This is a genomic window from Gordonia iterans (assembly GCF_002993285.1).
GTDB lineage: Bacteria > Actinomycetota > Actinomycetes > Mycobacteriales > Mycobacteriaceae > Gordonia > Gordonia iterans.
In genome coordinates this window covers 1,646,075-1,671,454 of sequence record NZ_CP027433.1, presented here as the reverse complement: position 1 = coordinate 1,671,454, position 25,380 = coordinate 1,646,075, and the positions used below count along the sequence as shown (strand labels likewise).

Genomic DNA, 25,380 nt, shown 5'->3' with positions numbered 1-25,380 from the left:
CCATGAACAGACCAGAAACTGTTTGTTGTAGTTTGCTCCTTAGAAAGGAGGTGATCCAGCCGCACCTTCCGGTACGGCTACCTTGTTACGACTTCGTCCCAATCGCCGATCCCACCTTCGACGGCTCCCCCCCTCACGGGTTAGGCCACCGGCTTCGGGTGTTACCGACTTTCATGACGTGACGGGCGGTGTGTACAAGGCCCGGGAACGTATTCACCGCAGCGTTGCTGATCTGCGATTACTAGCGACTCCGACTTCATGGGGTCGAGTTGCAGACCCCAATCCGAACTGAGACACGCTTTAAGGGATTCGCTCCACCTCACGGTATCGCAGCCCTCTGTACGCGCCATTGTAGCATGTGTGAAGCCCTGGACATAAGGGGCATGATGACTTGACGTCATCCCCACCTTCCTCCGAGTTGACCCCGGCAGTCTCCTGCAAGTCCCCACCATTACGTGCTGGCAATACAGGACAAGGGTTGCGCTCGTTGCGGGACTTAACCCAACATCTCACGACACGAGCTGACGACAGCCATGCACCACCTGTACACCAACCACAAGGGAATATGTATCTCTACATACGTCTGGTGTATGTCAAACCCAGGTAAGGTTCTTCGCGTTGCATCGAATTAATCCACATGCTCCGCCGCTTGTGCGGGCCCCCGTCAATTCCTTTGAGTTTTAGCCTTGCGGCCGTACTCCCCAGGCGGGGTACTTAATGCGTTAGCTACGGCACAGAATCCGTGAAATGGACCCCACACCTAGTACCCACCGTTTACGGCGTGGACTACCAGGGTATCTAATCCTGTTCGCTCCCCACGCTTTCGCTCCTCAGCGTCAGTTACTACCCAGAGACCCGCCTTCGCCACCGGTGTTCCTCCTGATATCTGCGCATTTCACCGCTACACCAGGAATTCCAGTCTCCCCTGTAGTACTCAAGTCTGCCCGTATCGCCTGCACGCCTGCAATTGAGTTGCAGGATTTCACAGACGACGCGACAAACCGCCTACGAGCTCTTTACGCCCAGTAATTCCGGACAACGCTCGCACCCTACGTATTACCGCGGCTGCTGGCACGTAGTTGGCCGGTGCTTCTTCTCCAGGTACCGTCACAAAAGCTTCGTCCCTGGCGAAAGAGGTTTACAACCCGAAGGCCGTCATCCCTCACGCGGCGTCGCTGCATCAGGCTTGCGCCCATTGTGCAATATTCCCCACTGCTGCCTCCCGTAGGAGTCTGGGCCGTGTCTCAGTCCCAGTGTGGCCGATCACCCTCTCAGGTCGGCTACCCGTCGTCGCCTTGGTAGGCCATTACCCCACCAACAAGCTGATAGGCCGCGGGCCCATCTCACACCGCAAAAGCTTTCCACCACCAACCATGCGATCAGTGGTCATATCCAGTATTAGACCCAGTTTCCCAAGCTTATCCCAGAGTGCAAGGCAGATCACCCACGTGTTACTCACCCGTTCGCCACTCGAGTACCCAGCAAGCTGGGCCTTTCCGTTCGACTTGCATGTGTTAAGCACGCCGCCAGCGTTCGTCCTGAGCCAGGATCAAACTCTCCAACAAAAACACAATCAGAGAAAAGACCTGACCAAAAAACAATCCAAAAAAAATCAACTGGCAAAAAAAATCAATCTCATCCAAAAAGACAGACCAACTCACACCAGATGACAAAACAAATGGCACAAGAAAATCCATCACACACTATCGAGTTCTCAAAAAACACACACCCACCAACACGCCCAAACACACAGCCCGAACGAACATCAGCAAGCAAGAGTCACGCCACCCGACACACGGGCAACTGTTCCAGCCTAGGAGGCCAGAACTTTTCGGTCAACATGTCGTCCGTCACAAACTGTGAGGTTCGTTGTGAACGCCCGTCGACCAGAGGACTTCATTCTAGTTAGAATGAGACCTCCGTGTCAACCCCGATCCGGAAGATTCTTTCGAAACTTTCTCGTCGGCGACCTGAGTTAAGTTACACATGCCGCTCCGACTTCACAAATCCCGAGGTCAGAGCGGTGTCGACGACGCAAGGGGGTGGAGACGGCAGACCTGTCCCAATGGCCAGTCACGGCACCCGTTCGGACAGGTCCCCAACGGTCGCCACCAGGCCTAACGTGCGACTATGAACGAAATCGACGCGACCCACCGGCCGGTCCGACAGATCCTCGCCGGCCCGGGAGGATCATCGGGCGCGGCACACCCGAGTGCGCGCGGGCCGCTTCCCCTTCGGGTCCGCAGCCGCGCGGATCGAGTGAAGATCGAGCACCGACTCAGTCCCGCGCAGATCAGCGACGATCGGATCGTCAGTGCGCTGGGGCAGCTCATGGAGGCGGGCCTGCTGGTAGGCCAGAACGAGTTCGAGCGCGCGTTCGTGGCCGTGGTCGAGAGCTGCGGCGTGCCCGCGGAGACTGCGTGGCGCTGGTTCTACCGGAACTCAGTCGCTGAACTGCGCAGCGGTCAGGCCTCATTCAGCCCGGTACACCTGCGCGCTCGGTCGCTCCTGGTCGGCGATGAGGTACTGGAGGTGGGTTCGTGCTTCGGGTTCTTCGCGCTGCAGTGTGCCCAGGACGGGTACCGGGTGGCGGCAATCGACATCGAGCCGGCCGCCCTCCGACTCCTGGACGCCGCGGCCCGGGAGTTCGGCCTGGACATCACCACGCAGGTCGGCGACGCGCGCGATCTTCCGTTCCCGGCATCGTCGGTCGACACCGTGACCCTGCTCCATCTCTTGGAGCACCTGGATTCGAGCGATGTGCACCGCGCGATCGCCGAGGCGCTGTGCGTTGCGCGTAGGCGCGTGATCATCGCGGTTCCGTACGAGGAGACGCCGAGTGAACACTTCGGCCACCGGCAATGCCTCACCGAACACGACCTCCGGGACTGGGCGGCGCCGTGGTCGTCGTCGCACCGCATCGACGTCTTCGACGACCACGGCGGCTGGCTGATCCTGGATCGCCGCTGAGTCACTTCGGGGTCTCGACTGCGCTCGACCAGCGAGAACCTGCTCGACCAGCGAGAACCGGCTCGACCAGCGAGAACCGGCTCCACCCGCGAGAACGGGGTTCGACCAGGCGTGACGCCTCAGATGAGGCCGCGTTTGCTCGCCACGTAGACGGCGTCGGTGCGCTTGGAGACGCGGAGCTTGCGGATCACGTTCCGAATGTGGAACTTGACGGTCGATTCGGAGATGAACAGCCGCTTCCCGATCCCCGCGTTGGACATGCCGTCGGCCAGCAGGCGGAGCACCTCGCGCTCCCGATCGGTCAGTTCTTCGGCGACGTTCCGCTCCCCCGACATGGTGCGCATGACGATGGTCGAGCTGCGCGGATCGAAAGCGCTGCCACCGTCGGCGAGCGCTCGGATCGCCCGGACCAGTTCTGTGGTGTCGACGTCCTTCACCACATAGCCCCGAGCACCCGCCCGCACCGCGCGGATCACCAGATCGTCGTCGAGGAAGGTGGTGAGGACCAGCACCGCGACATCGGGATTCCACCGCTTGAGCTCCCCGATCAGCCGCATGCCCTCGTAATCGGTGCCGGCGGTGAGTTTGAGATCCACGACGACGACATCGGGGTCGGTGTGCGCCACCTCGGCCAGTGCCGCATCCACCGAGCCGGCCTCCCCGACCACGGCTACCTCGGGCTGACGTTCCAGCACCGCACGCAACCCCTCGCGGAGCAACGCGTGATCGTCGACCAGCACGGTTCTGATCGGACGCCGCTCCTCGTTTCCGTCCCTGCTCATTCTGGCGCCCTTTCGCTGATCGGCACGTCGACCGAGATTCGGATCCCGCCCAGTCGGGATCGGCGGATCCGGAGCCCGCCGCCCAGTTCCGCCGCCCGGGAGGCCATGTTCGCCAGGCCGCGGCGCCGTCCCGCCGCGTAATCGCCCGAGGAGGATGCGCGCAGCAGGACCCGGAGTCGTTCCGGGTCGCCGGTGCCGTCGTCGTCCATAGACAGCGTGATGCGGTCCCCGGCGAAGGTCAGCAACACGGCGACTCTGGCGGCCTGGGCGTGCCGGGCGGCGTTGAACAGTGATTCGCCGGCGATCCGCAGGAGCGCGTGCTGCACCTCGCCGGGCACCTCCCGCGGTCGGCCGCGCACCCCCACCGAACTCTCCATCGTCTCCGGCAGGTGCAGATCGCACAGGCCCTGCAGAGTGTCGGCGATGCTGAGCGACGGCACGCCCGCGTCGTTGAGCGTGTAGATGGCGTTGCGCAACTCGGTCATCGCACTGCGGGTCAGTTCGACGGCCTTGTCGAGGTGCTCGGCATCCGTGCCGGTCACCGCCCCGCGACTCAGTTCGATCTGCAGTCCTGCCGACAGCACCGACTGCCCCACCGAATCGTGCAGTTCGCGGGCGATGCGCGACCGCTCGGTGTTCAGGAGCGCGGTGCGCTGCACGGCCGACAGCTCGCGCTGGGTGCGTTCGAGCTCAGCGTTGCGTTCGGCGAGTTCCTGCGCGCGGCGCCGGGTCTCCAGCAGGAGTTCGGAGTTGACCATGGCCACCGCGGCCTGTCCGGCCAGGATCTGCAGAACCACCAGGTCTGAGGAGTCGACGATCCGCTCGGGCGCAGTCCACGCGGACAGGCCGCCGACGACGCGCCCGTGGTGCTCGATCGGTACGTGCACGTGATGGTCCTCGACGATCGGCGCCTCCAGCACCGCCTTCTCGCCGCGCAGCACGTCGATCAGCCGATTCAGCACCTCCACCGGGAGGTCGGACGGCGGATGCGCGACAGACACCCCCTCGAAAGCCAGTACGCCTTCCGTGCGGGCCGCGATGAGGTGCCGGGGCGCCGTCTGCGCCAAGTGACCGTCGGCCAGCGCGAACAGCACCCATTCCGCGTCGAGGTGGTCGAGCAGAGCGTTCAGCACGGCCACCACGAGATTCTCCGGCCCCTGATCGGTCTGCACCAGCGCCTTGGACACGCCGCCCATCGCGGTGATCACCCGCTTGAGCCGCGCTTCTGATCCTCGATACTCCGCGTAATGCCCACCCTTGACGCTGTGCAGCCCGACCAGGCTCTCCAAGTCGACGTCCGGCGTGTTCACGGCTACAGCGCCTGCCGGTAGACGTCCAGGATCTCCGGGGCCGCCGCGCTGCGCGGATTGGTCAGCATGCACGAGTCGACCATCGCCCGTTGCGTGAGCAGCTCGAGCAGTCCCGGCTCCACGCCGAGTGGAGCGAGTGTCGACGGCATGCCGACGCGCGCGGCCAGCCCCGCGATCGCATCGGCCAGCCGATCGGCGACGAGCTGCGCGCTGCCGGCGGTGTCCAGTCCGACCGCCTCGGCCAGCTCGGCGAAATCGTCGGCGCACACGTACGCGTTGTACCGGATCACGTGCGGCAGCAGCACCGAGTTGACGGTGCCGTGCGGCGCGTCGCAGTAGCCGCCGACCGGATGGCTCATCGCGTGCGTCGCACCGAGGATGGCGTTGGTGAAGGCCATCCCGGCCCGCAACGACGCCAGCGACATCTCGGCTCCCGCCCGCTCGTCGGTCGGATCCTGGACGAGCCGCTCCAGGTTGGTCCAGATCCCGATGAGCGACTCCACCGCCAGTGCATCGGTGAGCCGGCCGCGGGCCAGCGAGACGAAGGCTTCCACACTGTGGGTGAGCGCATCCATGCCCGCCTGCGCGATCACGTCCGGCGGTGCGCTGGTGATCAGAATCGGATCGATCACCGCCACGTTCGGCACCAGTGTCCGCCCGACGATGGTCACCTTGGTGCGTCGTTGCTCGTCGTTGATCACACAGAACTGCGACACGTCGGCGCCGCTGCCCGCAGTCGACGGCACGGCGACCAGTGGCGGGAGCGAACGCGTCGCGCGGTCGATCCCCTCGTATTCGAGGATGTGGCCCCCGTTGCTGGCGAGCACCGCCACGCCCTTGGCGGTGTCGATCACCGAACCTCCGCCGAGCGCGACCAGACCGTCGCCGTGATGCCGCCGGAAGGCCTCGTACCCCGTGGCGACCTCCGCGGCCCGCGGGTTGGGCGTCACATCCAGGAAGACGGCCGGGTCCAGGCCGCGAGCGCGCAGGTCCGTGAGTACCCGGTCCAGCCACGGTGTCTGCGCCAGTCGATGATCGGAAACGACGAGGGGCCGACCGATGCCGAGGGCGGCGACCACGTTGCCGACCTCGGACAGCGCCTCGGGACCGAAGACGATCTCCGGGGTGTGGAACTTGGCCACCCGGTCCATCCGGCCTCGATCACCGCGACGCGCTGGTCCCTCCGTCACCGTCCTGCCTTCCTGACGACGCTCACCGCAGCGCCGCCCCCAGTTCGTCGCACTTGTCGAGGACCTCGGCACCGTCGCGCGCACTCACCACCGCCGCACAGTGCTCAGCGTAGTCGCCGAGCGCGCAGCCCGTCTGCGTCCAGTACCGTTCGGCTTCGGGGGTCACCCAGGCGACCCGGAACGCCCGGCGGGCCACCTCGGCGAACAGATCCAGGCGCGGGTCGAAGGCGTTGTGGCGGGCGTCCCCGACGACGAGCACGCTGGTGCGGGGCGAGATCAGATCGGCGTGCTCGTCGAGCAGCTCGTGCCACATGCGCCCGTAGTCGCTGGTGGCCGACAGGTCCAGCCCGTCGGCGGCGAGCACGGCCGCCAGCGCTCCGTCCGGCGACGCCGTGCGCAGTGCGTCGGTCACGCGGACGGGCCGGTCGACGAAGGCGACCACCTCGCACCGGTCGCCGAAGCGGTGCAGCGTCTGTGCCAGCCGCAGGACGAATCCGGTGACGGGCCGCACCGAGATGGACACGTCCACCAGCACGAGCATCCGCACCGGCCCCGGGGCCGCCTTGCGCCGCCACAACTCCAGCGGCACGGCGTCGGTCGCGAGCGCGGCCCGCATCGTGGCGCGGATGTCGAGGCGGCCGTCGTCGACCCGACGGGTCACCCGGCGCGGCGCACCCCGCATCCGCTGCACCAGCCGGTGGCAGGCGCGGTCGATGTCGGCTTGATCGCGATGCACCCGCGAGGGCGGATCGTCCTCGACGGCCACCAGGGCAGCTCCCTCCAGCCGCTCGGTGAGTGCCTCCACGAAGCGGTTCAGCGCCGCCTCCAGTTCTGCGATCGCCTGGGCGTCGAGGCCGTCGGTGCCGTCGACTCCGTAAGCATGCCGCCCGTCGGAGGCATCCAGGGCGCGCAACAGCGACGCCGCGTCCGCGAGCTCGAGCGTGGTGCCCTCCACCCGGGTCGCCGCCGCAGTCAGCTCCCCGACCTCGGCGGCGCCGGCGTGATCCACCTCGACGGTGTAGGTGACGCCGCCGGCGACGCTCTTCGAGTCGGTGTCGACCTGAAGCTCTTCGGCCCCCGCCGACACCGAGAAGTCGTTCTCCTCGCGGTGTGCGCTCTGCGCGTTGCGCTCGCGGGCGTCCGGGTCGTCGACCATCAGCTCGCCGATCTCGACGGTGTGCTCGTCGGCTCCGATCATCCGGCCGGCCCCGGTGAAGTCATCGTCCCACTCGATCTCGTCGGGCAGCCCGCCGGCGAGCAGGCCGCGCACCCGTGGCAACTCCTCGTCGACGCCCCTCGCATGCCGACCGCGGAAGAACAGCGAGAACGCTTCCTCGAAGGGCTCGCGCTCGTGTCCGTACTTCACCGAGACGGCCCGGAGCGCGGTCTGCAGCCGAGCGACGTCTCCGCCGCCCACGATGTCGAGTACGCGACGGATCTCGATCACCTCGGCCGGCGACGCGGCGACCGAGAAAATCCGAAGCACCCGCCCGAACTCGACCGCGATCCGGTCGAGGACCCCGCCGCCCGGCTCGGCGGCCGGGTCAGTGGCGGGAGGCATTGCTACGGGCACGACCGGCTCCGAAGGCCCGTTCGGTGACGTTCCCGGCGGGACTGCTCCCGTCGACGGCGACCGGCGTCGTGGCCGCCGTCGTCCTCGGCCGGTCGGCGCCGAGGACACGCCGCACGTGTTCCAGATCCGTCCCGAACTTCACCAGGAGCGACATCAGCGCGGGGTGCCGGCCGGCGATTCCGGTCCCGGCGTCGTCGCCGGCCGGCAGCCGCATGGCCGCCCGGGACGCGTCGATCACCTCGGCGATCGACGGGCTCTTGCGCAACGGAAGCTCGCGCAGCTGCCGGGCGAGCTCCACGACGTCGGCGATCACCGACTCCTCCACCTCGGGAGCCCGGACCGCCACGATCCGACGCTCGCGGTCGGCATCGGGATACTCCACCTGGAAGTGGAGGCACCGCCGTTTCAGGGCCGGCGACAACTCGCGGGTGTCGTTGGACGTGAGGATCACCCACGGAGCCGACCGCGCGGTGAACGTGCCCAGTTCGGGCACGGTCACCTGACGTTCGGCGAGCACCTCCAGCATCACCGCCTCCATCGCCTCGTCGGTGCGGTCGATCTCGTCGACCAGCAGCACGGTCGGATGCTCGGAGGTGATCGCCCCCAGCAGCGGGCGCGGCACCAGGAAGTCCTCGGTGTAGACGCCGACCTCGGTGCGCGCCAGCGCCGCCGATGCTTCCGCAAGAGTGTCGTAGGCGGACAGTTCCGTTCCGATGCGGTCGCGGAGCATCTGCACGTGCAGCAGTTGGCGCGCGTAGTCCCACTCATACAGGGCGCGGGAGTCGTCGAGGCCCTCGTAGCACTGCAACCGGATCAGTTCCCGGCCGGCCGCGGCGGCGAGCGCCTTGGCGAGCTCGGTCTTGCCGACCCCGGCCGGCCCCTCCAAGAGCAGCGGCCGATCGAGCAGGGTTGCCAGGTGCACCACCACGGCCAGATCGGGTTCGATCAAATAGCCCTGTTCGGCGAGCGCCGAGACCAGGTGGTCGACGGTCTCGAAGTCGACCGCGGTAGGAGAAGTCGCAGTCGGAGAAGTCGCAGTCGGAGTAGTCGCGGTGGCGGACGCAGCGGGGGCTGTGGTCATGGCGGTGGAAGTCACGGTGTCCTCGGGTGGGCTGGCGGTCGGTTGTCCCCGGTTTCCGGGGCGGGCCCGCCGCACGCGCTCCCGGACGGAAGACGCGTTCGGCGGACCCACGGATCGTGCGGTCGGCCCGCGGGCCGGCCGATCAGTAGCTGTCGACCATCGCGTGCCGGACCATCGGGATCATCGACTCGACGGTGCAGGTCCGCGGATTGCCGGGAGTGCACCAGTCACCCATCATGTGCTCGGAGATCGCCCGGATCTGCGCCTCGGACGTATCCACGCCCTCGCCCTTGCCTGCGTACTTGCCGGTGTTCATCCGGTTCTTCTCGTAGCTGTTGACGTTCAGCTGACCGAAGTTGTCCGGGATGCCGACGTCCTTGGAGATCCGGATCGCCTCCTCCACGGCGGCATCCGCCGCCTGGACCGTCGTCATGTTGCGGGTGTCGACGCCGAGCAGCGCGGCGATGTCGGCGTACCGCTCGTAACGCGCCGGCAGGTTGTACTCCCAGACACGCGGCAGGGCGATCGCGTTGTTCAGACCGTGATGGCTGTCGTAGAACGCGCTGAAGGCGTGCGAGAGCGAGTGGATCAGGCCCAGACCCCCGGAGTTGAACGCCTGCGCCGCGATGTACTGGGCGTGCATCATGCCGGTGCGGGCTTCGAGGTTGTGCGGCTCGTAGACCGCGGTGCGCAGGTGGTCGCGAATCAGCTCGATCGCGTACTTGGCGTTGCCGAGCGAGGGCGCGAAGTCGAGTCGTGACACGTACGGTTCGGTGCAGTGCGCCAGCACGTCGAACCCGCAGAACGCGGTGAAGTGCTCGGGGCACGAGTAGTAGAGAAGCGGATCGTCCATCGCCAGGTCGACCAGACAGGTGTCGTCGAAGGCCACCCACTTGTGCGGGTTGTCCATGTCTGAGGTGTCGGTGATCACGTAGGCCCACGACGTCTCCGAACCGGTGCCGGCGGTGGTGGAGACGGCGATGTGCTTGGGATTCTCCTTGTTGGTCGCCTTGGAGAAGCCCTCGAACTCGTTGATGTTGCGGCCGTCGTGCGCGATCACCATCCGCGCGCCTTTCGCGGCATCGTGGCTGGACCCGCCGCCGACGGAGATGATCCCGTCGCATTTCTCGCTCTGGTAGCGAGCCGCCGCGTCCATGCAGTTGTAGTCCTTGGGATTGGACTCGACCTCGTCGAACACCACCACGTCGACGCCCTGGTACTCGATCTTGCCCTTGAGCTCGTCGATGATCCCCGAGCCGCGCAGACCGGTGGTCATCAAGAGCACGCGGGTCATCCCCAGATCCTTGGCCTCCACGCCGATCATGTCGTGGGCGCCGACGCCCAGCTTCGCCTTCGGGAAGGGGTGGAACTCCTTGATCGGGAAGTCCCAGATCTGATTCAGTTCGATGGCCATGGCCGGTTCTCCTCGTGTCGAACAATCGTGTGTGTCTGCGAATGTGTCTTCGGACACATTCAGACTGTTCGTAGAGGTCAGGCCCCCACAAGGGCCCCTGACCCCCGGCACACGGGATCAGCCCTCAGGGTCAGGCACCACGCCTGTCCGAAGGGACAGGCACGGCGGTCAGCCGCTGATGCGCTCGATGGTTCCGCCCAGGCGCCGCAGGTTCTCCTCGAAGTGCGGGTAGCCGCGATCGATGTGCTCGATGTCGTGCACCTCGGTGACGCCGTCGGCGACCAACCCGGCCAGCACCAGGCCCGCCCCGGCCCGGATGTCGCTGGACCAGACCGGCGCACTGGACAGTTCGGGTACGCCGCGGATCACCGCGTGGTGTCCGTCGGTACGCGCATCCGCGCCGAGACGCTGCATCTCCTCGACGAACCGGAAGCGCGCCTCGAAGACGTTCTCGGTGATCAGCGAGAGACCCTCGGAGATCGCGGCCAGGCCGATCGCCATCGGCTGCAGATCGGTCGGATATCCGGGAAACGGCAGCGTCGCCGTGTTGACCGCCTCCGGTCGCCGATCCTGCGTCACACGAAAACCGTCGTCGAGCCGGCGCACCTGGGCCCCGGCGTGCTCCAGCTTGCCGAGCACCAGGTTCAGGTGCCGGGAGTCGATGCCCCGCACGGTGACGTCGCCGCGGGTCATCGCCGCCGCGATCCCCCACGTGCCGGCCACGATCCGGTCGCCGACCACGTGGTGAGTGGTCGGCGCGAGGGCATCGACACCGACCACTGTCAGCGTCGAACTTCCGAGTCCGCTCACCCGCGCGCCCATCTGGTTGAGCAGCTGACAGAGATCGACGATCTCCGGCTCGCGGGCCGCGTTGTCGATGGTCGTGACCCCGTCGGCCAGCACCGCGGCCATCAAGATGTTCTCGGTGGCGCCCACCGACGGGAACTCCAGCGCGACTTCGGCCCCGGTCAGCCGATCGGCCTCGGCCACCACACAGCCGTGCTCGATCGCGCTGTGCGCACCGAGCGCCCGCAGGCCCGACTGATGCATGTCGAGAGGACGGGAACCGATCGCGTCGCCGCCCGGCAGGGCCACGATGGCCTTACGACACCGCGCCATGAGCGGACCGAGCACGCACACCGAGGCGCGGAACTGCTTCACGGCATCGAAATCGGCGTGATACTCCGGCATGGCGGGCGAGTCGATCACCACCCGATCGCCGCGTGTCTCCACCTCGGCACCCAGACCGCGCAGCACTTCAGCCATCAACGGCACGTCGGCGATCTCCGGCACGTTGGTCAGCACCGTCCGGCCTTCCGCGAGCAACGCGGCCGCCATCAGCTTCAGCACGCTGTTCTTGGCGCCCCCGACAAAGACCTCACCGGACAGACGCGCTCCGCCGGTCACCAGATACCGATCACTCACGGCGCTAGCTTAGGGCATACGGCGCGAGCCGCTCAGCCCACGGGCGTACGTTGGCACCATGGCAGTGCACCTGACACGGATCTACACGCGCACCGGCGACGACGGCACAACGGGGCTCTCGGACTTCTCCCGAGTCGCCAAGACCGACCTGCGGGTGGCGGCCTACGCCGACTGCGACGAGGCCAACAGTGCGATCGGTCTCGCGCTCACGCTCAGCGGCGACGTACCCGACGACATCGCCGAGGTCCTGCGGACCGTCCAGAACGATCTGTTCGACGCAGGCGCCGACCTCTCCACACCCGTCGTCGACGAGCCGAAGCACCCTCCCCTGCGGATCGAGCCCGGTTACATCGACGCACTCGAGGCGTGGTGCGACCGATTCGGCGAGGAACTGACCCCGCTCGACTCGTTCATCCTGCCCGGTGGTACCGCGCTGTCGGCCCTTCTTCACCAGGCCCGGGTCGTCACCCGACGCGCCGAACGCGCGGCGTGGGCCGCCGTCCAGGCGCGCCCGGACGACACCAGTGCGCTTCCGGCCAAGTACCTGAACAGGTTGTCGGACCTGCTCTTCATTCTGGCGCGCGTCGCGAACATCCGCGCCGGACTCGGCGACGTGAAGTGGGTGCCCGGCGCGCAACGCCTGCGCGAGTGAGCGCGTCTCAGACGGTCGGCCTCGGACGACGCGCTCGGCGCGGCGGCCGCGCCTCGAGCCACGAGAGGAACCCCGTCACCAACACCGGCCCCATCGCCAGTTCGTATTCGCGGGCGCCGTGCACGTGGTCGGTGACGCTGAGCTCGAGTACCACCATGTCGGGATCCATGATCTCCAATTCGGTGCCCTCTGGAGAACGTCGTCCGGTCAGATCCACGTGGCGGCGCGACAGGACCGCCGTCGGTCCCGGCCTCAATGCGGTGAGACGGTAGTAGACCAGTGCGGGCTCGGTGTAGTGCACGGAGCCGTGCCGCCAGCCCTCGTCCGAACCGGCCGGGAGCTTGCGCAAGAGCACCGGGGTCCCCGCACGACGCACCTCGCGCACCCGATAGAGCAGGCCGCCGGCCAACAGGAGCCCGACCAGCAGCACCGCGAGTATCAGCCACCACCACCAGGGCACCGTCGTCACCTTCCCTTCAGCGCATCGACTCGGACGAAAAACGCAGCGACCAGCCGCCCCACCTTCGGGGACAGCTGGTCGCTGTCGGTCATTGCGCGGCCGTTCTCAGCCGACGGCTTCCACCGCGCGGATCCGCGAACGAGCGGTCAGGTACTCCTCGGAGCCCTCCTCGCTGCTTTCGAGCACCGCGCGTTCGGCCGCCTCGTCGATCTCCTCGGCCAACTGCGCCGACTCGGCGAGCACCTTCACCGCGTCCGAGTCGACGGACAGGAATCCACCCTGCGCCGCGATCGCGAGTTTGGTGCCGTCCGCCCCGGTCACCACCACGCATCCGCCGAGCACGAGCTCGGCGAAGATGGGCGCATGGCTGGCCAGGATGCCGACCTCGCCGTCCGTGGTCTGCGCACGCAGGAACGTTGCGTCCCCGGAGTAGAGCACGTGGTCCGGCGAGACGACGTCCACTCGGAAAGTCTTCTCAGACATGGCCGGAGACTACTTTCCCTCGATCTTCGCCGCAGCGGCGAAGACGTCGTCGAGGCCGCCGCAGCTGTTGAACGCCTGCTCGGGCAGGTGATCGAACTCGCCCTTGCAGAGACGATCGAACGCGTCGATGGTCTCGGCGAGCGGCACCACGGAGCCTGGCTGACCGGTGAACTTCTCGGCGACCAGGAAGTTCTGGCCGAGGAACTTCTGGATCCGGCGCGCGCGCGCGACGGTGACCTTGTCCTCTTCGGAGAGCTCGTCCATACCCAGGATGGCGATGATGTCCTGCAGCTCCTTGTACTTCTGCAGGATCCGCTTGACCTCGTTGGCGACCCGGAAGTGCTCGTCGCCGACGATCGAGGCCTCCAGGATCCGCGAGGTGGAGGTCAGCGGATCCACGGCCGGGTAGATGCCCAGCTGCGAGATCGGGCGCGAGAGCTCGGTGGTCGCGTCCAGGTGGGCGAACGTCGTCGCCGGTGCCGGGTCGGTGTAGTCGTCCGCGGGGACGTAGATCGCCTGCAGCGAGGTGATCGAACGGCCCTTGGTCGAGGTGATGCGCTCCTGGAGCTCACCCATCTCGTCAGCCAGCGTCGGCTGGTAGCCCACGGCCGAAGGCATCCGACCGAGCAGGGTCGAGACCTCCGAGCCCGCCTGGGTGAAACGGAAGATGTTGTCGATGAACAGCAGCACGTCCTGGTGCTGAACGTCGCGGAAGTACTCGGCCATGGTGAGGGCCGAGAGGGCGACACGCATACGCGTCCCCGGCGGCTCGTCCATCTGGCCGAACACCAGGGCGGTGTCCTGCAGAACGCCCATCTCCTCCATCTCGAGGTGCAGGTCGGTGCCCTCGCGGGTGCGCTCACCGACGCCGGCGAACACCGAGGTGCCGGAGAACTCACGGGCGATACGGGTGATCATCTCCTGGATGAGCACGGTCTTGCCGACGCCGGCACCGCCGAACAGGCCGATCTTGCCGCCCTTGACGTACGGGGTCAGCAGGTCGATCACCTTGATGCCGGTCTCGAGGATCTCGGTCTTGCCCTCGAGCTGATCGAAGGCCGGGGGCTTGCGGTGGATGCCCCACTGCTCGCCGTCGCGGCCCAGGCCAGGCTCGTCGAGGCAGTCGCCCAGAGCGTTGAACACGTGGCCCTTGACCACGTCGCCGACGGGCACCGAGATCGGCTTGCCGGTGTCGGTGACGGTGGCGCCGCGGACCAGACCGTCGGTCGGCTGCATGGACACGGTGCGCACCACGTTGTCGCCGAGGTGCTGGGCGACCTCGAGAGTGAGCACCTTGGCCACCGCCGGGAGGGTGATCTCAGCGTGCAGGGCGTTGAACAGCTCGGGTACGGCGCCGCGCGGGAACTCGACATCGACGACGGGGCCGATGACGCGGGCGACGCGACCGGCGGTCGCCGAAGCGGCCGGGGTCGGGTCGGTGACTGCTGCAGTCATGGTTTCTTCTTCTTTCCTCGTTATGTCTTGTCAGTTGTGCGCGAGCGCTTCGACGCCGCCGACGATCTCGCTGATTTCCTGGGTGATCTGCGCCTGCCGGGCCGCGTTGGCCTGACGGCTCAGCGTCCGCTCGAGCTCGGTCGCGTTGTCGGTCGCGGCCTTCATGGCGGTACGACGCGCCGCGCTCTCCGAAGCCGCCGCTTCGAGCAGGGCGGCGAAGATCCGGGCGGCGACATACTTGGGCAACAGCGCGTCCAGCAGCGCATCCGCGTCGTCGCCCTCGAACTCGATGTCGGCGCCGACGGTGCTGCCCGGCGATTCGTCGAGCATGTCCTCGCCGAGATTCATCTTCTCCAGTTCGAAAGAGACGTCGATCGGCGCCATGCGGCGAACCACGGGCTGCTGCGACAGCATGGACACGAAGCGCGTGTACACGATGTGCAACTCGTCGACGCCCTCGATCTGGCCGCTGCCGTCCGGCAGCGCGACCGTCTCGCCCGAACCGGCGAGGAACGACTCGACCAGGTGCCGGACCGCCGGTGCGCCGTCGGCGAACACCGGCTGCTGCGAGAAGCCCGACCAGCTGCCGGCGATCTCCCGATCACGGAAGGTGTAGTACCCGATGCCCTTGCGGCCCATCACGTACAGCACCGGCTGCTTGCCCTCTTCGCGCAACAGCGAGAGCAGCTCCTCGGTCTCCTTCAGGACGTTCGCGTTGTAGCCGCCACACTGGCCGCTGTCGCTGGTGATCACCAGGACGGCCGCGCGCTTAGGCTCCGGGCGCTCGTTCAGGAGCGCGACCGAATCCAGATTCGCCCGGGCGGCAAGGGTAGCCACCACCGCGGTGATCTCCTCGGAGTACGGCCGGGCGGCGGCCACGCGGGCCTGCGCCTTGGTGATCCGCGAGGTGGCGATCAGCTCCTGCGCCTTCGTGATCTTCTTGGTCGACTGGATCGACCTGATCCGCGACCGGAGTTCCCGAATGGTGGCCATGTTACTTCGTCTTCTTCGTCACTCGGATCGTCTCGGACTCGACGTCCTCCGGGTTCATGGCGTCCGCCGGAACCTCGACGACGCTGCTGCCGTCGCTGGCCCGGAAGCCGGCCTTGAAGTCGTCCGTCGCCTTACCGAGCGCCGCCTTGTCCTCGTCCGACAGCTTCTTGGCGCCGCCGGCGATGTTCTCGTAGACGCCCTTGGCCGAATGGTGCAGAGCCTCCAGGAGTTCGGCTTCGAAGCGGCGGATGTCGGCGACCGGCACCGAGTCCATGTAGCCGGCACCGCAGAGGTACAGCGAGACGATCTGGTCTTCGACCGCCGCCGGGCTGTACTGGTCCTGCTTGAGCAGCTCCACCCAGCGGGCGCCGCGCTCGAGCTGTGCCTTGGACGCGGCGTCCAGGTCCGAGGCGAAGGCCGAGAAGGCCTCCAGCTCGCGGTACTGTGCCAGCTCCAGACGGAGCGACCCGGAGACGTCCTTCAGGCCCTTGGTCTGGGCGGCGCCGCCGACGCGGGAGACCGAGATACCGACGTTGATCGCCGGGCGGACGCCCTTGTTGAACAGGTCCGACTCCAGGAACACCTGGCCGTCGGTGATCGAGATGACGTTGGTCGGAATGAACGCCGAGACGTCGTTGGCCTTGGTCTCGATGATCGGCAGGCCCGTCATCGAGCCGCCGCCGAGCTCGTCGGACAGCTTGGCGCAACGCTCCAGCAGGCGCGAGTGCAGGTAGAAGACGTCACCCGGGTAGGCCTCGCGGCCCGGCGGGCGGCGCAGCAGCAGCGAGATGGCGCGGTAGGCCTCGGCCTGCTTGGAGAGGTCGTCGAACACGATCAGGACGTGCTTGCCCTGGTACATCCAGTGCTGGCCGAGAGCCGAACCGGTGTAGGGGGCGAGCCACTTGAAGCCGGCCGAGTCCGACGCGGGAGCCGCGACGATGGTGGTGTACTCCATCGCGCCGGCCTCTTCGAGCGCGGTCTTGACACCGGCGATGGTCGAGCCCTTCTGGCCGATCGCGACGTAGATGCAGCGCACCTGCTGCGTCGGGTCGCCGGTCTCCCAGTTCGCCTTCTGGTTGAGGATCGCGTCGATGCAGACCGCGGTCTTACCGGTCTTGCGGTCGCCGATCACCAGCTGGCGCTGGCCGCGGCCGATGGCGGTCATGGCGTCGACCGCCTTGATGCCGGTCGCGAGCGACTCCTCGACGGGCTGACGCTCCAGCACCGTGGCGGCCTGCAGCTCCAGGACGCGCTCGGTCTCGGCCTCGATGGCGCCCAGGCCGTCGATCGGCGCACCGAGCGGATCGATCACGCGGCCGAGGAAGGCGTCGCCGACCGGCACCGACAGCACGTTGCCGGTCCGCTTGACCTCCTGGCCCTCTTCGATGTTCTCGTAGTCGCCCAGGATCACGGCGCCGACCGCGTCGAGGTCGAGGTTCAGTGCGACGCCGCGGATGCCGCCGGGAAACTCCAGCAGCTCGTTCGCCATCGCGCCGGGCAGTCCGCTCACGTGAGCGATGCCGTCGCCGGTGTCGGTGACGACGCCGATCTCTTCACGAGTGGCCTCCCCGCGCACCTCGTCGGTGTAATTTGCGATCGCGCTCCGAATGTCATCGGAGGAGATGGTCAACTCGGCCATATTCCTGCCTGCTCTTCCTGGGCTTTCTAAAGGGTCTGGGAATCGTTCTTAGGGGGTGGTCACCGCAGGCTGCGGCGCAGTGCCGCCAGCTTGCCGGCGATGCTTCCGTCGATGCGCTCGTCGCCCACGCGGACGACGACCCCACCGAGAAGCTCGGGATCGATCTCGACGTGCAGCGTGACCGGCGCGTCGAAGACTGCGGACAGCTTCTCCGACAGCTGGGTGCGCTGCGCGGCCGACAGCTCGCCGGCGGCCGACACGTACGCGACCTTGCGGCCGTTTGCCGCTGCGGCGAGTGCGGACAGGTCGTCGAGGACGTCGCCGGGGGCTTCGTCCGCGGCGACGACGGCCTGAGCGGCCAGTCGGCGGGTGACGTCGTCGACCTTGCCGGCGACCAGCGAGTCGAGCAGCCGAGCGCGGTCGGCCTGCGACCGCGCACGATCGCTGAGAGCCTGCTCGAGCTCGGAGTTGCCCTTCACGGTGCGGGCGAGGCGGAACAGTTCGTCCTCGACGGTGTCGAGACGGCCCTGCGACTTGGCGGCCTGCAGCATGGCCTCGCGGCCGAGCTCCTGCAGAGCGGTCGCCAGGTCGGCGTCGCGCGACCAGCTGCGCGCGGCGGCCGAGGCCACCGTCTGCTGGGTGATCTCGCCGACCTTGCCGGCGAGCAGACCGCGCGCGACCGCCGCTCGTGCGTCCGGCGCGGTGGCCGAGTCGGCCAGGGCGGTACGCAGCGCACGGTGGTCGGAGACGGTCTCGGCGAACGACAGCAGTTCTTCGCCGACGGTGACCGCCTCGTCGCTCGTGACACCGCGCAGGGCGGCTTCCAGCTCGACGCGAGCCCCGTCGAGGGCTTCACGGCTTGACGCTGCGTACATCTACCTACATTCCTTCTCGTGGCGTGACACGGCAGAGCGAGGGACGCGGCATCGGTGTACAGGTGCGGCGGAGGACCCTCCGCCGACCTGTCGCCTGTCCGTCGCTCATCGGTGCTCTTACTTCGCGGCTTCGCCGGCGACGTCGTCGAGCTCCGCGAGGAAGCGGTCGACGGTGCTCGCCTGCTTGACGCCGTCCGACAGCTCGCCCGCGACCAGCTTCTCGGCCAGGTCGACCGACAGGCGCCCGACGTCGGTGCGCAGTTCGGCGACCACCTGCTGGCGCTGGGCCTGCAGCTGTGCCGCGCCGTTGGCGATGATGCGGTCGCTCTCGGCCGTGGCCTGGGCCTTCATGTCCGTGATGATCTGCTTGCCCTGGGCACGCGCTTCGTCACGGATCTCGGCGGCCTCGTCGCGAGCACCGGCGAGCTGCTCACGGTAGGCCGCGAGCGAGGCGTTGGCCTCGGCCTGTGCGGCCTCGGCGCGTTCGATGCCGCCCTCGATGGTCTCCCGGCGCTCGTCGAGCACCTTCTGGTAACGCGGGGTCACGAACTTCCAGAAGACGAACAGGACGACGGCGAAGGCGACCAACGACCAGATGATGTCGTACCACGCCGGCAACAGCGGGTTTTGATCGGTCTCGCCTTCGGCGGCGAGGTAGATCAGCTCAGTGGTGTTGATCATGTCTACGACTCAGATCAGAAGATGAAGCCGACGACGATACCGATCAGCGCCAGTGCCTCGGAGAGTGCGATACCCAGGAACATGGTGGTGCGGATCTGACCGGCGAGCTCGGGCTGACGGGCGATACCCTCGATGGCCTTGCCGGCCACGATGCCCACGCCGATGCCCGGGCCGATGGCGGCCAGGCCGTAGCCGATGGCGCCGAAGCCGGAGCCCTCGAAGGTGGTCTTGGTTTCGGCCGCGTCGGCGAGAGTCTGGGCGATGTAGCTCATCTTGCGATTCCCTTTCTTGGTGGCTCCCCGCCCGGTCGGGCGAGTGAGTCAGTCTGTGGTCCCGGTCGGGCTCGACCGAGTGTCGGTAGGTGTCAGTCGGTCAGTGCTGGTCGGCGTGCAGCGACAGGTCGATGTAGACCGCCGTCAGCAGCGCGAAGATGTAGGCCTGCAGGACGATGATCATCAGCTCGAAGAGCGTGAACCCGATGCCGGCGATCAGCGAGAACGGCGCGAACACGATGTGCCAGGTCCCGCTGAAGACGAAGAACTGGGTCGCGGCGAAGAACAGCACCAGCATGATGTGACCGGCCAGCATGTTGGCCATGAGTCGCACCGTCAGCGTGAACGGCCGCAGGATGAAGGTCGAGATGAACTCGATCGGGATCAGCAGCGGCTGGATGGCCAGCGGCACGCCGGGCAGCACGATCGAGGACTTGATGAATCCGAAGAAGCCGTACTTGGCGAAGCCCACCCACAGGTAGGTGATGTAGGCGACCGCGGCCATCACCATCGGCATGCCGATCCGCGCGTTCGAGGAGATGTTCAGGAACGGGATGATCGACGACAGGTTCAGGAACAGCGTCGCAAAGAAGATCGACGCGATGATCGCGAAGAACTTCCGGCCGTTCTCTTTGCCGAGGATCTCTTCGGCGATGTTGATCCGGACGAAGTCCAGGGCACTCTCGACGACGTTCTGCAAGCCGGTGGGCACCAGCTTGGGGCTGCGCATGCCCACGTAGAACAACAGGGCGACCAGGACCGCAATGGCCAGCCGCATGATCATCAGGCGGTCGAGCGCGAACGGCGTTCCGGCGAAGGCCACGGCCTCCGGGAAGAAGTCGGCAAGACTCGGCGCGTGGAACTCGTCGGCGGCAAGGATGACGCTCAGCGTTCTCTCCCGTGTTCGGGACCGGGGCGTCGTCGTGGACACCCGGTCCGATCGGCAATCTGTGCGGGCACGAGATGTCGGCAGCGCCGTCGGGCGTTGCGGTCAGAGTGCTCGTGCGCTCAGAACTTTATCAAGTGGTTACCCTTGCCTGCGAATCCGCCCCCAGGTGAAGGCGGGTGACAGGCCCCTCAGCAACCTACTATCGAGCGTAGTAGCTGGTCGTTTCGCCCGAATATGGAACGCGTCACTTCTTGGTGGAGTGAGTGTCGTCGTCGATGTACGGCTGTTTGGTGCTCAGCACGCCCCACACCTCCGATCCGAGGACGGCGACGATCGCGCCGATCAGCATGCTCACCAGAGCGCCCTTGGAGTAGAAGGTCATGTTGCCCAGCACGGCCATCACCACCAGCACCACCACCATCTTGAGGAACCAGCCGCCCATCACCGCGGCCATGGTGGCCGACGGCTTGAGATTGGCGGTGGCCATGATCGTGATCACGGTGAGCAGGATGAACGCCCCGCCCACACCGGCGCCGATGAGTACCCCGTAGAGACCGGGCGTGCCCTTCCACGGCCACCAGATGAGCAGGCCGATCAGGGTGAGGGCGAGCAGCCCGAGCAGCCCGTAGCGGAGACCGTTCTTGAGCGGCGCGAGCGAGTCGTACGACGTGTCCGGCAGCGGCTCGTCGGGGGTCAGGGCTGGGTTCTCGTCGTTCGTGGACACGCGCACCAGGCTACGTCATCGGCGCGGCCCGGCCGCTATGCCGGGTTCACGCCGAACGCCGGGCCAGACGCCGGCTCATCCTGGGCGCGAACGTCGCGATCAGCGCGATCAGCAGCCCCGCTGTGAAGAACGGCGCCACCGTCACCGGCCTGAACAGCGTGCACGCGGCCACCGACAGCGCCAGCACGCCGACCCACAAGTAGATGAGCAGCGCGACGCGCCGCTGCGAATGACCCATCTCCAGCAGGCGATGGTGCAGGTGCATCTTGTCGGGGGTCGCGAAACCCACGCCGGCCCGCGTGCGCCGGATCACCGCCAGCACCATGTCGAGCAGGGGCACGAACATCACCGCCGCCACCAGCACCAACGGCGAGAGCAGGGTGAACAGGTCGGCGGTGCCGTACGCGCTGCGGGCGGGCCGGCCGGAGGCGCTGGTCGCCGCCGCGGCGAGCATCAGACCGATCAGCATGGCGCCCGAGTCGCCCATGAAGATGCGGGCGGGCGAGAAGTTGTGCGGCAGAAAGCCCAGGCAGGCTCCCGCGAGCGCGGTGGTGATGAGAGCCGCCGGGTAGTAGCTGACGTCACCGCCCTGGTCGTCCAGCAGGCCCAGCGAGAAGATCAGGATCGCCAGCGCGGCGATCAGCCCGAGTCCGGCGGCCAGCCCGTCGAGGCCGTCGACGAAGTTCATGGCGTTGATGGTGGTCACCGTGATGACCACGGTGAGGATCCCGGCCTGCAGCGGGTCGAGCACCACGGTGCCGATGTCGGCGAACGGCACGTAGAGCAGGTACCAGCTGACGCCCATCACCACCAGCACGCCGGCGGCGGTGATCTGTCCGACGAACTTGGTCAGCGCATCCAGGCCCCACCGATCGTCGATCACGCCGACCAGCACGATCACCAGGCCCGCGGTGACCACCGCGGTCAGATCGTGGGTGTAGGCGAAGCCGCGGTTGAGCGCGGGCAGCTGCGCGGCGAGCGCGACGGCGCAGACGATGCCCGCATACATCCCCACGCCGCCCAGACGCGGGGTCGGGATCACGTGAACGTCGCGGTCACGCGGAACGGCGACCGCTCCGGCGCGGATCGCGAAGACCCGGACCAGGGCCGTGAGCAGATAGGTGATCCCGGTCGCGGTGAGCCCGACCAGAGCGAGCTCGCGCAGCGGCACGCCGGCGCCGCTCACGGCGTCGAGGGCCAGCGGCCCCAGTCCGCTTCCGGTGTCGATCACGCTGCCACGCTACTCGGCGGTGGGACGCAGATCCGCGGGCTCGACGTCGAGCACCTCGGCGATCGCGTCGATGCTCACCGCTCCCTCGCGCAGCACCACCGGCGACTCGCCGGTCAGGTCGACGATCGTCGAGGCCACCGCGTGGTCGGCGGGACCGCCGTCCAGGTACACCGCGACCGAGTCCCCGAGCTGCTCGCGTGCCTGCGCGACGGTCGACGACGGCTGGCCACCGGACACGTTCGCGCTGGAGACCGCCATCGGACCCACCTCACGCAGCACCTCGATGGCGACCGGGTGCAGCGGCATCCGCAGCATCACGGTGCCGTCGGTGTCGCCCAGGTCCCAGGCCAGGGAGGGAGCCTGCTCCACGACCAGGCTCAGTCCGCCCGGCCAGAACGACTGCACCAGTTCGCGAGCCTGCGGACTCACCCGCTGCACCAGGCCGTCGACGGTGTGCCACGAGCCGACGAGCACCGGCACCGGCATGTCGCGCCCCCGGTGCTTGGCCGCGAGCAGCGCGGCCACGGCTTCGGCGTCGAACGCATCGCAGCCGATACCGTAGAGGGTGTCGGTCGGCAGGACCACGAGGCGGCCGCCGCGCGCGGCCCCGATGGCCGCGTGCAGACCGGCCGCTCGCTCCTGCGGGTCACTGCAGTCGTAGACGGCGCTCACGGGTTCCATCCTTGCACGCCCGCATCCGGTGCCCGAGCAGCGCCGGTCCGGCGGGCGGTGACGAACCGCGGCCGCCCGGAGAGGTCCGACCGACTGGTCACCTCAGCGAAGCCGCCACCTGCGGTGAACGCCGTGACGGTCGGTCCGGCGGTGGTGTCGTCGTGCTCGACCGCCACCGCTCCCCCGGGCGGCAGCGCCGCGCGAAAGCGCGGAACCAGCGCCTCGATCAGCGCCATGCCGTCGGCACCGGAGAACACCGCGTCGGCCGGATCGTGCGCCACTTCCGGCGCGACCCGGGCCGCGGCCGGCACATACGGCGGATTGCACACGATCAGCTCGCAGGCGCCGATCCGCTCCCAGGTCTGCGGGTCGGTCACGTCACCGGCGACCACCCGGACTCGGCCGGCGACCGACGGCGGCTGCGCGGCGACGTTGCGGCGCAGATACTCCAGCGCCGCGTCAGAGCGTTCGACGGCGACGACCTCCACGCTCGGCACCGCGGTCGCGATCGCCAGGGCGAGCGCACCGCTGCCAGCACAGAGATCGGCGACCGGGATCGGCCCCCGAGTGCGTGCGGCGCATTCGGTCACGGCCCACTCCACCAGGAGCTCGGTCTCCGGGCGCGGTACGAACACGCCCGGACCGACCTCGAGATCGAGCCCGGCGAACGGCGCGCGACCGGTCAGGTGTTGCAGCGGAATGCGCTCGCCGCGCCGGGCGATCAGGTCCTCGTAGGTACGCCGGGCCTCGGCGGGCACCTCGTCCACCAGGAGCAACCTTCCGGGTTCGACGCCGAGCACGTGCCCCAGCAGCCAGGTCGCGTCGGCGGCGGCGCTGTCGACGCCGGCCGCGGCGAGCCGCGCAGTTGCCGCGGCCCGGAGCCCGGTCGCGGAGATCGGTGCGCGCGGGGTCACTGCTCGAGGCGGGCCTGTTTGTCGGCCTCCACCAGCGCGTCCAGCAGCGCGTCGAGGTCACCGCCGAGCACCGCGTCGAGGTTGTTGGCCTTGAAGCCGATGCGATGGTCGGCGATGCGGTTCTCCGGGAAGTTGTAGGTGCGGATCCGCTCGGAGCGGTCGACGGTGCGGATCTGTGCTGCCCGCCCCGCCGAAGCTTCGGCGGCCGCCTCCTCCTCGACCGCGGCCCGCAGCCGGGCCGCGAGCACCTGCATGGCGCGCGCCTTGTTCTGCAGCTGGGAGCGCTCGTTCTGGCAGGTCACCACGATGCCGGTGGGCTCGTGCGTGATGCGCACCGCGGAGTCGGTGGTGTTGACGCCCTGGCCGCCCTTGCCCGAGCTGCGGTAGACGTCGATGCGCAGGTCTTTCTCGTCGATCTGGATCTCGGCGACCTCGTCGGGCTCGGGATAGACCAGCACGCCGGCCGCCGACGTGTGGATGCGGCCCTGCGACTCGGTCACCGGCACCCGCTGCACGCGGTGCACGCCGCCTTCGAACTTCAGGCGCGACCAGACGCCGTCGCGGGAGGCTTCACGGGCCTTGATCGAGAGCGTCGCATCCTTGTAGCCGCCGAGATCGGATTCGGTGACGCCCAGGACGGTCGCCTTCCAGCCGCGTTTCTCGCAGTACTTGAGGTACATGCGGACCAAGTCCGCAGCGAAGAGGGCGGACTCCTCGCCGCCGGCGCCGGACTTCACCTCGACCACCACGTCGTCGCCGTCGTGCGGATCGCGCGGGGCGAGCAGGTCGGTGAGCTGGGCGTCGAGCTCGGCGACGGTCGCCTCCAGCACCGGCACCTCGGCGGCGAAGGCGGCGTCGGCCTCGGCGAGCTCGCGGGCCGCTTCGAGGTCGTCGCGGGCGGCGACCAGCTTGGTGTAGGTGGCCATCACCGGCGCCAGCTCGGCGAAGCGCTTGCCCACGCGCCGGGCGTTGGCCGGATCGTCGTGGAGCGCCGGATCGGACAGTTGCTGCTCCAGGCCGGCATGCTCGGCCAGGACGTCGTCGATCGCGGTGGCCTGCCTGCTCACAGTGTGGTTACTCCTGAAATCGTGGGCCTCGCCTATTGAGAGGACCTCGCCCATTGAAAGGACCTCGCCCATTGAGAGGACCTCGCCCATTGAGAGGACCTCGCCCATTGAGCCTGTCGAAATGACGACGACGCCCGGCCTGCGATCGCTAGGGATCGTGAGCCGGGCGTCGTGGGAAAGCTACTTGGCGCGCTTGCCGTACCGCTTCTCGAAGCGGGCCACGCGGCCGCCGGTGTCGAGGATCTTCTGCTTGCCGGTGTAGAACGGGTGGCAGTTCGAGCAGACCTCGACGTTGATCCGCCCGTTCTTCTCGGTGCTGCGGGTCTCGAAGGTGTTGCCGCAACCGCAGACGACGGTGGTCGCCACGTACTCGGGGTGAATACCCTGCTTCATGAAATGTCCTTAGGGGTTGTGGTCGCCGGGTCATCGAGCATGGAGCCCGATGTGAACCGGAACCGGACTGACTGTCCGATTATTCCACAGGCCGTCGTGCGAGGTGAAATCGTGCCGCGCGGTCATCGGCGTCCGCATTCCGCGGATCCGCGCGGCCGGCGAGGAGAGTCCGCGCATCGACTCGCATGGCGCCCATCGCCGCGGATCGGGACGCATCGGTCGAGCGAATCCGCGG

General features: G+C 67.7%; 24 protein-coding genes and 1 rRNA gene. 2 read left to right on the top strand and 23 right to left on the bottom strand.

Annotation, left to right across the window (positions count from 1 at the left end; translation table 11 throughout):
- Positions 1–43 precede the first annotated feature (43 nt).
- Positions 44–1,565, bottom strand: a 16S ribosomal RNA gene (locus C6V83_RS07750).
- A gap of 565 nt (positions 1,566–2,130) precedes the next feature.
- Between C6V83_RS07750 and mftM the strand changes: the two genes are divergently transcribed.
- Positions 2,131–2,970: a mycofactocin oligosaccharide methyltransferase MftM gene (mftM, locus tag C6V83_RS07745; RefSeq protein WP_105941914.1), complete on the top strand. Its 840-nt coding sequence runs from the start codon at positions 2,131–2,133 to the stop codon at positions 2,968–2,970.
- A 119-nt stretch (positions 2,971–3,089) separates the two neighbouring features.
- Here mftM and C6V83_RS07740 read toward each other — a convergent pair whose 3' ends face one another.
- From C6V83_RS07740 to murA, 7 genes are all read right to left on the bottom strand, one after another.
- Positions 3,090–3,752 (bottom strand): MadR family response regulator transcription factor, encoded by a 663-nt coding sequence (locus C6V83_RS07740; protein WP_105941913.1) that lies wholly within the window; start codon positions 3,750–3,752, stop codon positions 3,090–3,092.
- Positions 3,749–5,062 (bottom strand): MadS family sensor histidine kinase, encoded by a 1,314-nt coding sequence (locus C6V83_RS07735; protein ID WP_105941912.1) that lies wholly within the window; start codon positions 5,060–5,062, stop codon positions 3,749–3,751. The genes C6V83_RS07740 and C6V83_RS07735 overlap by 4 nt, the downstream gene beginning before the upstream one ends.
- A 2-nt stretch (positions 5,063–5,064) precedes the next feature.
- Positions 5,065–6,213 carry an iron-containing alcohol dehydrogenase gene (locus C6V83_RS07730; RefSeq protein ID WP_105941911.1) on the bottom strand — a complete coding sequence of 383 codons (1,149 nt, stop codon included), beginning with the start codon at positions 6,211–6,213 and terminating at the stop codon, positions 5,065–5,067.
- A 61-nt stretch (positions 6,214–6,274) separates the two neighbouring features.
- Positions 6,275–7,813 carry a MadC family VWA domain-containing protein gene (madC, locus tag C6V83_RS07725; RefSeq protein WP_105941910.1) on the bottom strand — a complete coding sequence of 513 codons (1,539 nt, stop codon included), beginning with the start codon at positions 7,811–7,813 and terminating at the stop codon, positions 6,275–6,277.
- Positions 7,797–8,906: a MadB family AAA-type ATPase gene (locus C6V83_RS07720; protein ID WP_105941909.1), complete on the bottom strand. Its 1,110-nt coding sequence runs from the start codon at positions 8,904–8,906 to the stop codon at positions 7,797–7,799. The genes madC and C6V83_RS07720 overlap by 17 nt, the downstream gene beginning before the upstream one ends.
- Before the next feature lie 142 nt (positions 8,907–9,048).
- Complete coding sequence (mdo, locus tag C6V83_RS07715; protein WP_105941908.1) at positions 9,049–10,320, bottom strand: NDMA-dependent methanol dehydrogenase; 1,272 nt, start codon at positions 10,318–10,320, stop codon at positions 9,049–9,051.
- Between the two features lie 168 nt (positions 10,321–10,488).
- The gene (murA, locus tag C6V83_RS07710; RefSeq protein ID WP_105941907.1) at positions 10,489–11,745 is read right to left on the bottom strand and encodes a UDP-N-acetylglucosamine 1-carboxyvinyltransferase; all 1,257 of its coding nucleotides are present in this window, start codon (positions 11,743–11,745) and stop codon (positions 10,489–10,491) included.
- Between the two features lie 58 nt (positions 11,746–11,803).
- On the opposite strand from murA, the gene C6V83_RS07705 reads away from it, so the two are divergent.
- Positions 11,804–12,397 (top strand): cob(I)yrinic acid a,c-diamide adenosyltransferase, encoded by a 594-nt coding sequence (locus C6V83_RS07705; RefSeq protein WP_105941906.1) that lies wholly within the window; start codon positions 11,804–11,806, stop codon positions 12,395–12,397.
- A gap of 7 nt (positions 12,398–12,404) precedes the next feature.
- On the opposite strand, the gene C6V83_RS07700 is transcribed toward C6V83_RS07705, so the two are convergent.
- From C6V83_RS07700 to rpmE, 15 genes are all read right to left on the bottom strand, one after another.
- Positions 12,405–12,866 (bottom strand): DUF2550 domain-containing protein, encoded by a 462-nt coding sequence (locus C6V83_RS07700; protein ID WP_325027387.1) that lies wholly within the window; start codon positions 12,864–12,866, stop codon positions 12,405–12,407.
- 96 nt (positions 12,867–12,962) lie between these two features.
- Complete coding sequence (locus tag C6V83_RS07695) at positions 12,963–13,340, bottom strand: F0F1 ATP synthase subunit epsilon (RefSeq protein ID WP_105941905.1); 378 nt, start codon at positions 13,338–13,340, stop codon at positions 12,963–12,965.
- 9 nt (positions 13,341–13,349) lie between these two features.
- Entirely contained in the window at positions 13,350–14,795 is a 1,446-nt protein-coding gene (atpD, locus tag C6V83_RS07690) for a F0F1 ATP synthase subunit beta (RefSeq protein WP_105941904.1), read from the bottom strand.
- Positions 14,796–14,825: 30 nt separating this feature from the next.
- Complete coding sequence (locus tag C6V83_RS07685; RefSeq protein WP_105941903.1) at positions 14,826–15,788, bottom strand: F0F1 ATP synthase subunit gamma; 963 nt, start codon at positions 15,786–15,788, stop codon at positions 14,826–14,828.
- Position 15,789: 1 nt separating this feature from the next.
- Positions 15,790–17,427, bottom strand: coding sequence for a F0F1 ATP synthase subunit alpha (atpA, locus tag C6V83_RS07680; RefSeq protein WP_105941902.1), 1,638 nt, complete (start codon positions 17,425–17,427; stop codon positions 15,790–15,792).
- A 59-nt stretch (positions 17,428–17,486) separates the two neighbouring features.
- On the bottom strand, positions 17,487–18,302 hold the full coding sequence (locus tag C6V83_RS07675) for a F0F1 ATP synthase subunit delta (RefSeq protein ID WP_105941901.1): 816 nt from the start codon (positions 18,300–18,302) through the stop codon (positions 17,487–17,489).
- A gap of 117 nt (positions 18,303–18,419) precedes the next feature.
- Positions 18,420–18,983 (bottom strand): F0F1 ATP synthase subunit B, encoded by a 564-nt coding sequence (locus C6V83_RS07670; protein WP_105941900.1) that lies wholly within the window; start codon positions 18,981–18,983, stop codon positions 18,420–18,422.
- Between the two features lie 14 nt (positions 18,984–18,997).
- A complete protein-coding gene (locus C6V83_RS07665) occupies positions 18,998–19,255 on the bottom strand; it encodes an ATP synthase F0 subunit C (protein WP_105941899.1) in 258 nt (85 codons plus the stop codon).
- Between the two features lie 100 nt (positions 19,256–19,355).
- Positions 19,356–20,186, bottom strand: a complete 831-nt coding sequence (gene atpB / locus C6V83_RS07660; protein WP_234353922.1) for a F0F1 ATP synthase subunit A — start codon at positions 20,184–20,186, stop codon at positions 19,356–19,358.
- 202 nt (positions 20,187–20,388) lie between these two features.
- Positions 20,389–20,868 carry a hypothetical protein gene (locus tag C6V83_RS07655; RefSeq protein WP_234353921.1) on the bottom strand — a complete coding sequence of 160 codons (480 nt, stop codon included), beginning with the start codon at positions 20,866–20,868 and terminating at the stop codon, positions 20,389–20,391.
- Between the two features lie 46 nt (positions 20,869–20,914).
- The gene (locus tag C6V83_RS07650) at positions 20,915–22,096 is read right to left on the bottom strand and encodes a glycosyltransferase family 4 protein (protein ID WP_407646273.1); all 1,182 of its coding nucleotides are present in this window, start codon (positions 22,094–22,096) and stop codon (positions 20,915–20,917) included.
- A gap of 12 nt (positions 22,097–22,108) precedes the next feature.
- Complete coding sequence (locus tag C6V83_RS07645) at positions 22,109–22,771, bottom strand: L-threonylcarbamoyladenylate synthase (protein WP_105943799.1); 663 nt, start codon at positions 22,769–22,771, stop codon at positions 22,109–22,111.
- Positions 22,768–23,685 carry a peptide chain release factor N(5)-glutamine methyltransferase gene (gene prmC, locus C6V83_RS07640; protein ID WP_105941898.1) on the bottom strand — a complete coding sequence of 306 codons (918 nt, stop codon included), beginning with the start codon at positions 23,683–23,685 and terminating at the stop codon, positions 22,768–22,770. The genes C6V83_RS07645 and prmC overlap by 4 nt, the downstream gene beginning before the upstream one ends.
- Complete coding sequence (gene prfA / locus C6V83_RS07635) at positions 23,682–24,806, bottom strand: peptide chain release factor 1 (protein WP_105941897.1); 1,125 nt, start codon at positions 24,804–24,806, stop codon at positions 23,682–23,684. The genes prmC and prfA overlap by 4 nt, the downstream gene beginning before the upstream one ends.
- Positions 24,807–24,932: 126 nt before the next feature.
- The gene (gene rpmE, locus C6V83_RS07630) at positions 24,933–25,145 is read right to left on the bottom strand and encodes a 50S ribosomal protein L31 (protein ID WP_105941896.1); all 213 of its coding nucleotides are present in this window, start codon (positions 25,143–25,145) and stop codon (positions 24,933–24,935) included.
- Between the last annotated feature and the right edge of the window lie 235 nt (positions 25,146–25,380).

What these genes read in the sequence shown, in the direction of transcription:
- C6V83_RS07665 (WP_105941899.1), bottom strand. Translation starts at nt 19,255, where the DNA reads ATGAGCTACATCGCCCAGACTCTCGCCGACGCGGCCGAAACCAAGACC.
- C6V83_RS07675 (WP_105941901.1), bottom strand. Translation starts at nt 18,302, where the DNA reads ATGTACGCAGCGTCAAGCCGTGAAGCCCTCGACGGGGCTCGCGTCGAG.
- prfA (WP_105941897.1), bottom strand. Translation starts at nt 24,806, where the DNA reads ATGGGCGAGGTCCTCTCAATAGGCGAGGCCCACGATTTCAGGAGTAAC.
- C6V83_RS07695 (WP_105941905.1), bottom strand. Translation starts at nt 13,340, where the DNA reads ATGTCTGAGAAGACTTTCCGAGTGGACGTCGTCTCGCCGGACCACGTG.
- C6V83_RS07720 (WP_105941909.1), bottom strand. Translation starts at nt 8,906, where the DNA reads ATGACCACAGCCCCCGCTGCGTCCGCCACCGCGACTACTCCGACTGCG.
- C6V83_RS07740 (WP_105941913.1), bottom strand. Translation starts at nt 3,752, where the DNA reads ATGAGCAGGGACGGAAACGAGGAGCGGCGTCCGATCAGAACCGTGCTG.
- mftM (WP_105941914.1), top strand. Translation starts at nt 2,131, where the DNA reads ATGAACGAAATCGACGCGACCCACCGGCCGGTCCGACAGATCCTCGCC.
- C6V83_RS07685 (WP_105941903.1), bottom strand. Translation starts at nt 15,788, where the DNA reads ATGGCCACCATTCGGGAACTCCGGTCGCGGATCAGGTCGATCCAGTCG.
- C6V83_RS07670 (WP_105941900.1), bottom strand. Translation starts at nt 18,983, where the DNA reads ATGATCAACACCACTGAGCTGATCTACCTCGCCGCCGAAGGCGAGACC.
- atpA (WP_105941902.1), bottom strand. Translation starts at nt 17,427, where the DNA reads ATGGCCGAGTTGACCATCTCCTCCGATGACATTCGGAGCGCGATCGCA.
- C6V83_RS07730 (WP_105941911.1), bottom strand. Translation starts at nt 6,213, where the DNA reads ATGGACCGGGTGGCCAAGTTCCACACCCCGGAGATCGTCTTCGGTCCC.
- atpD (WP_105941904.1), bottom strand. Translation starts at nt 14,795, where the DNA reads ATGACTGCAGCAGTCACCGACCCGACCCCGGCCGCTTCGGCGACCGCC.
- madC (WP_105941910.1), bottom strand. Translation starts at nt 7,813, where the DNA reads ATGCCTCCCGCCACTGACCCGGCCGCCGAGCCGGGCGGCGGGGTCCTC.
- mdo (WP_105941908.1), bottom strand. Translation starts at nt 10,320, where the DNA reads ATGGCCATCGAACTGAATCAGATCTGGGACTTCCCGATCAAGGAGTTC.
- rpmE (WP_105941896.1), bottom strand. Translation starts at nt 25,145, where the DNA reads ATGAAGCAGGGTATTCACCCCGAGTACGTGGCGACCACCGTCGTCTGC.
- C6V83_RS07705 (WP_105941906.1), top strand. Translation starts at nt 11,804, where the DNA reads ATGGCAGTGCACCTGACACGGATCTACACGCGCACCGGCGACGACGGC.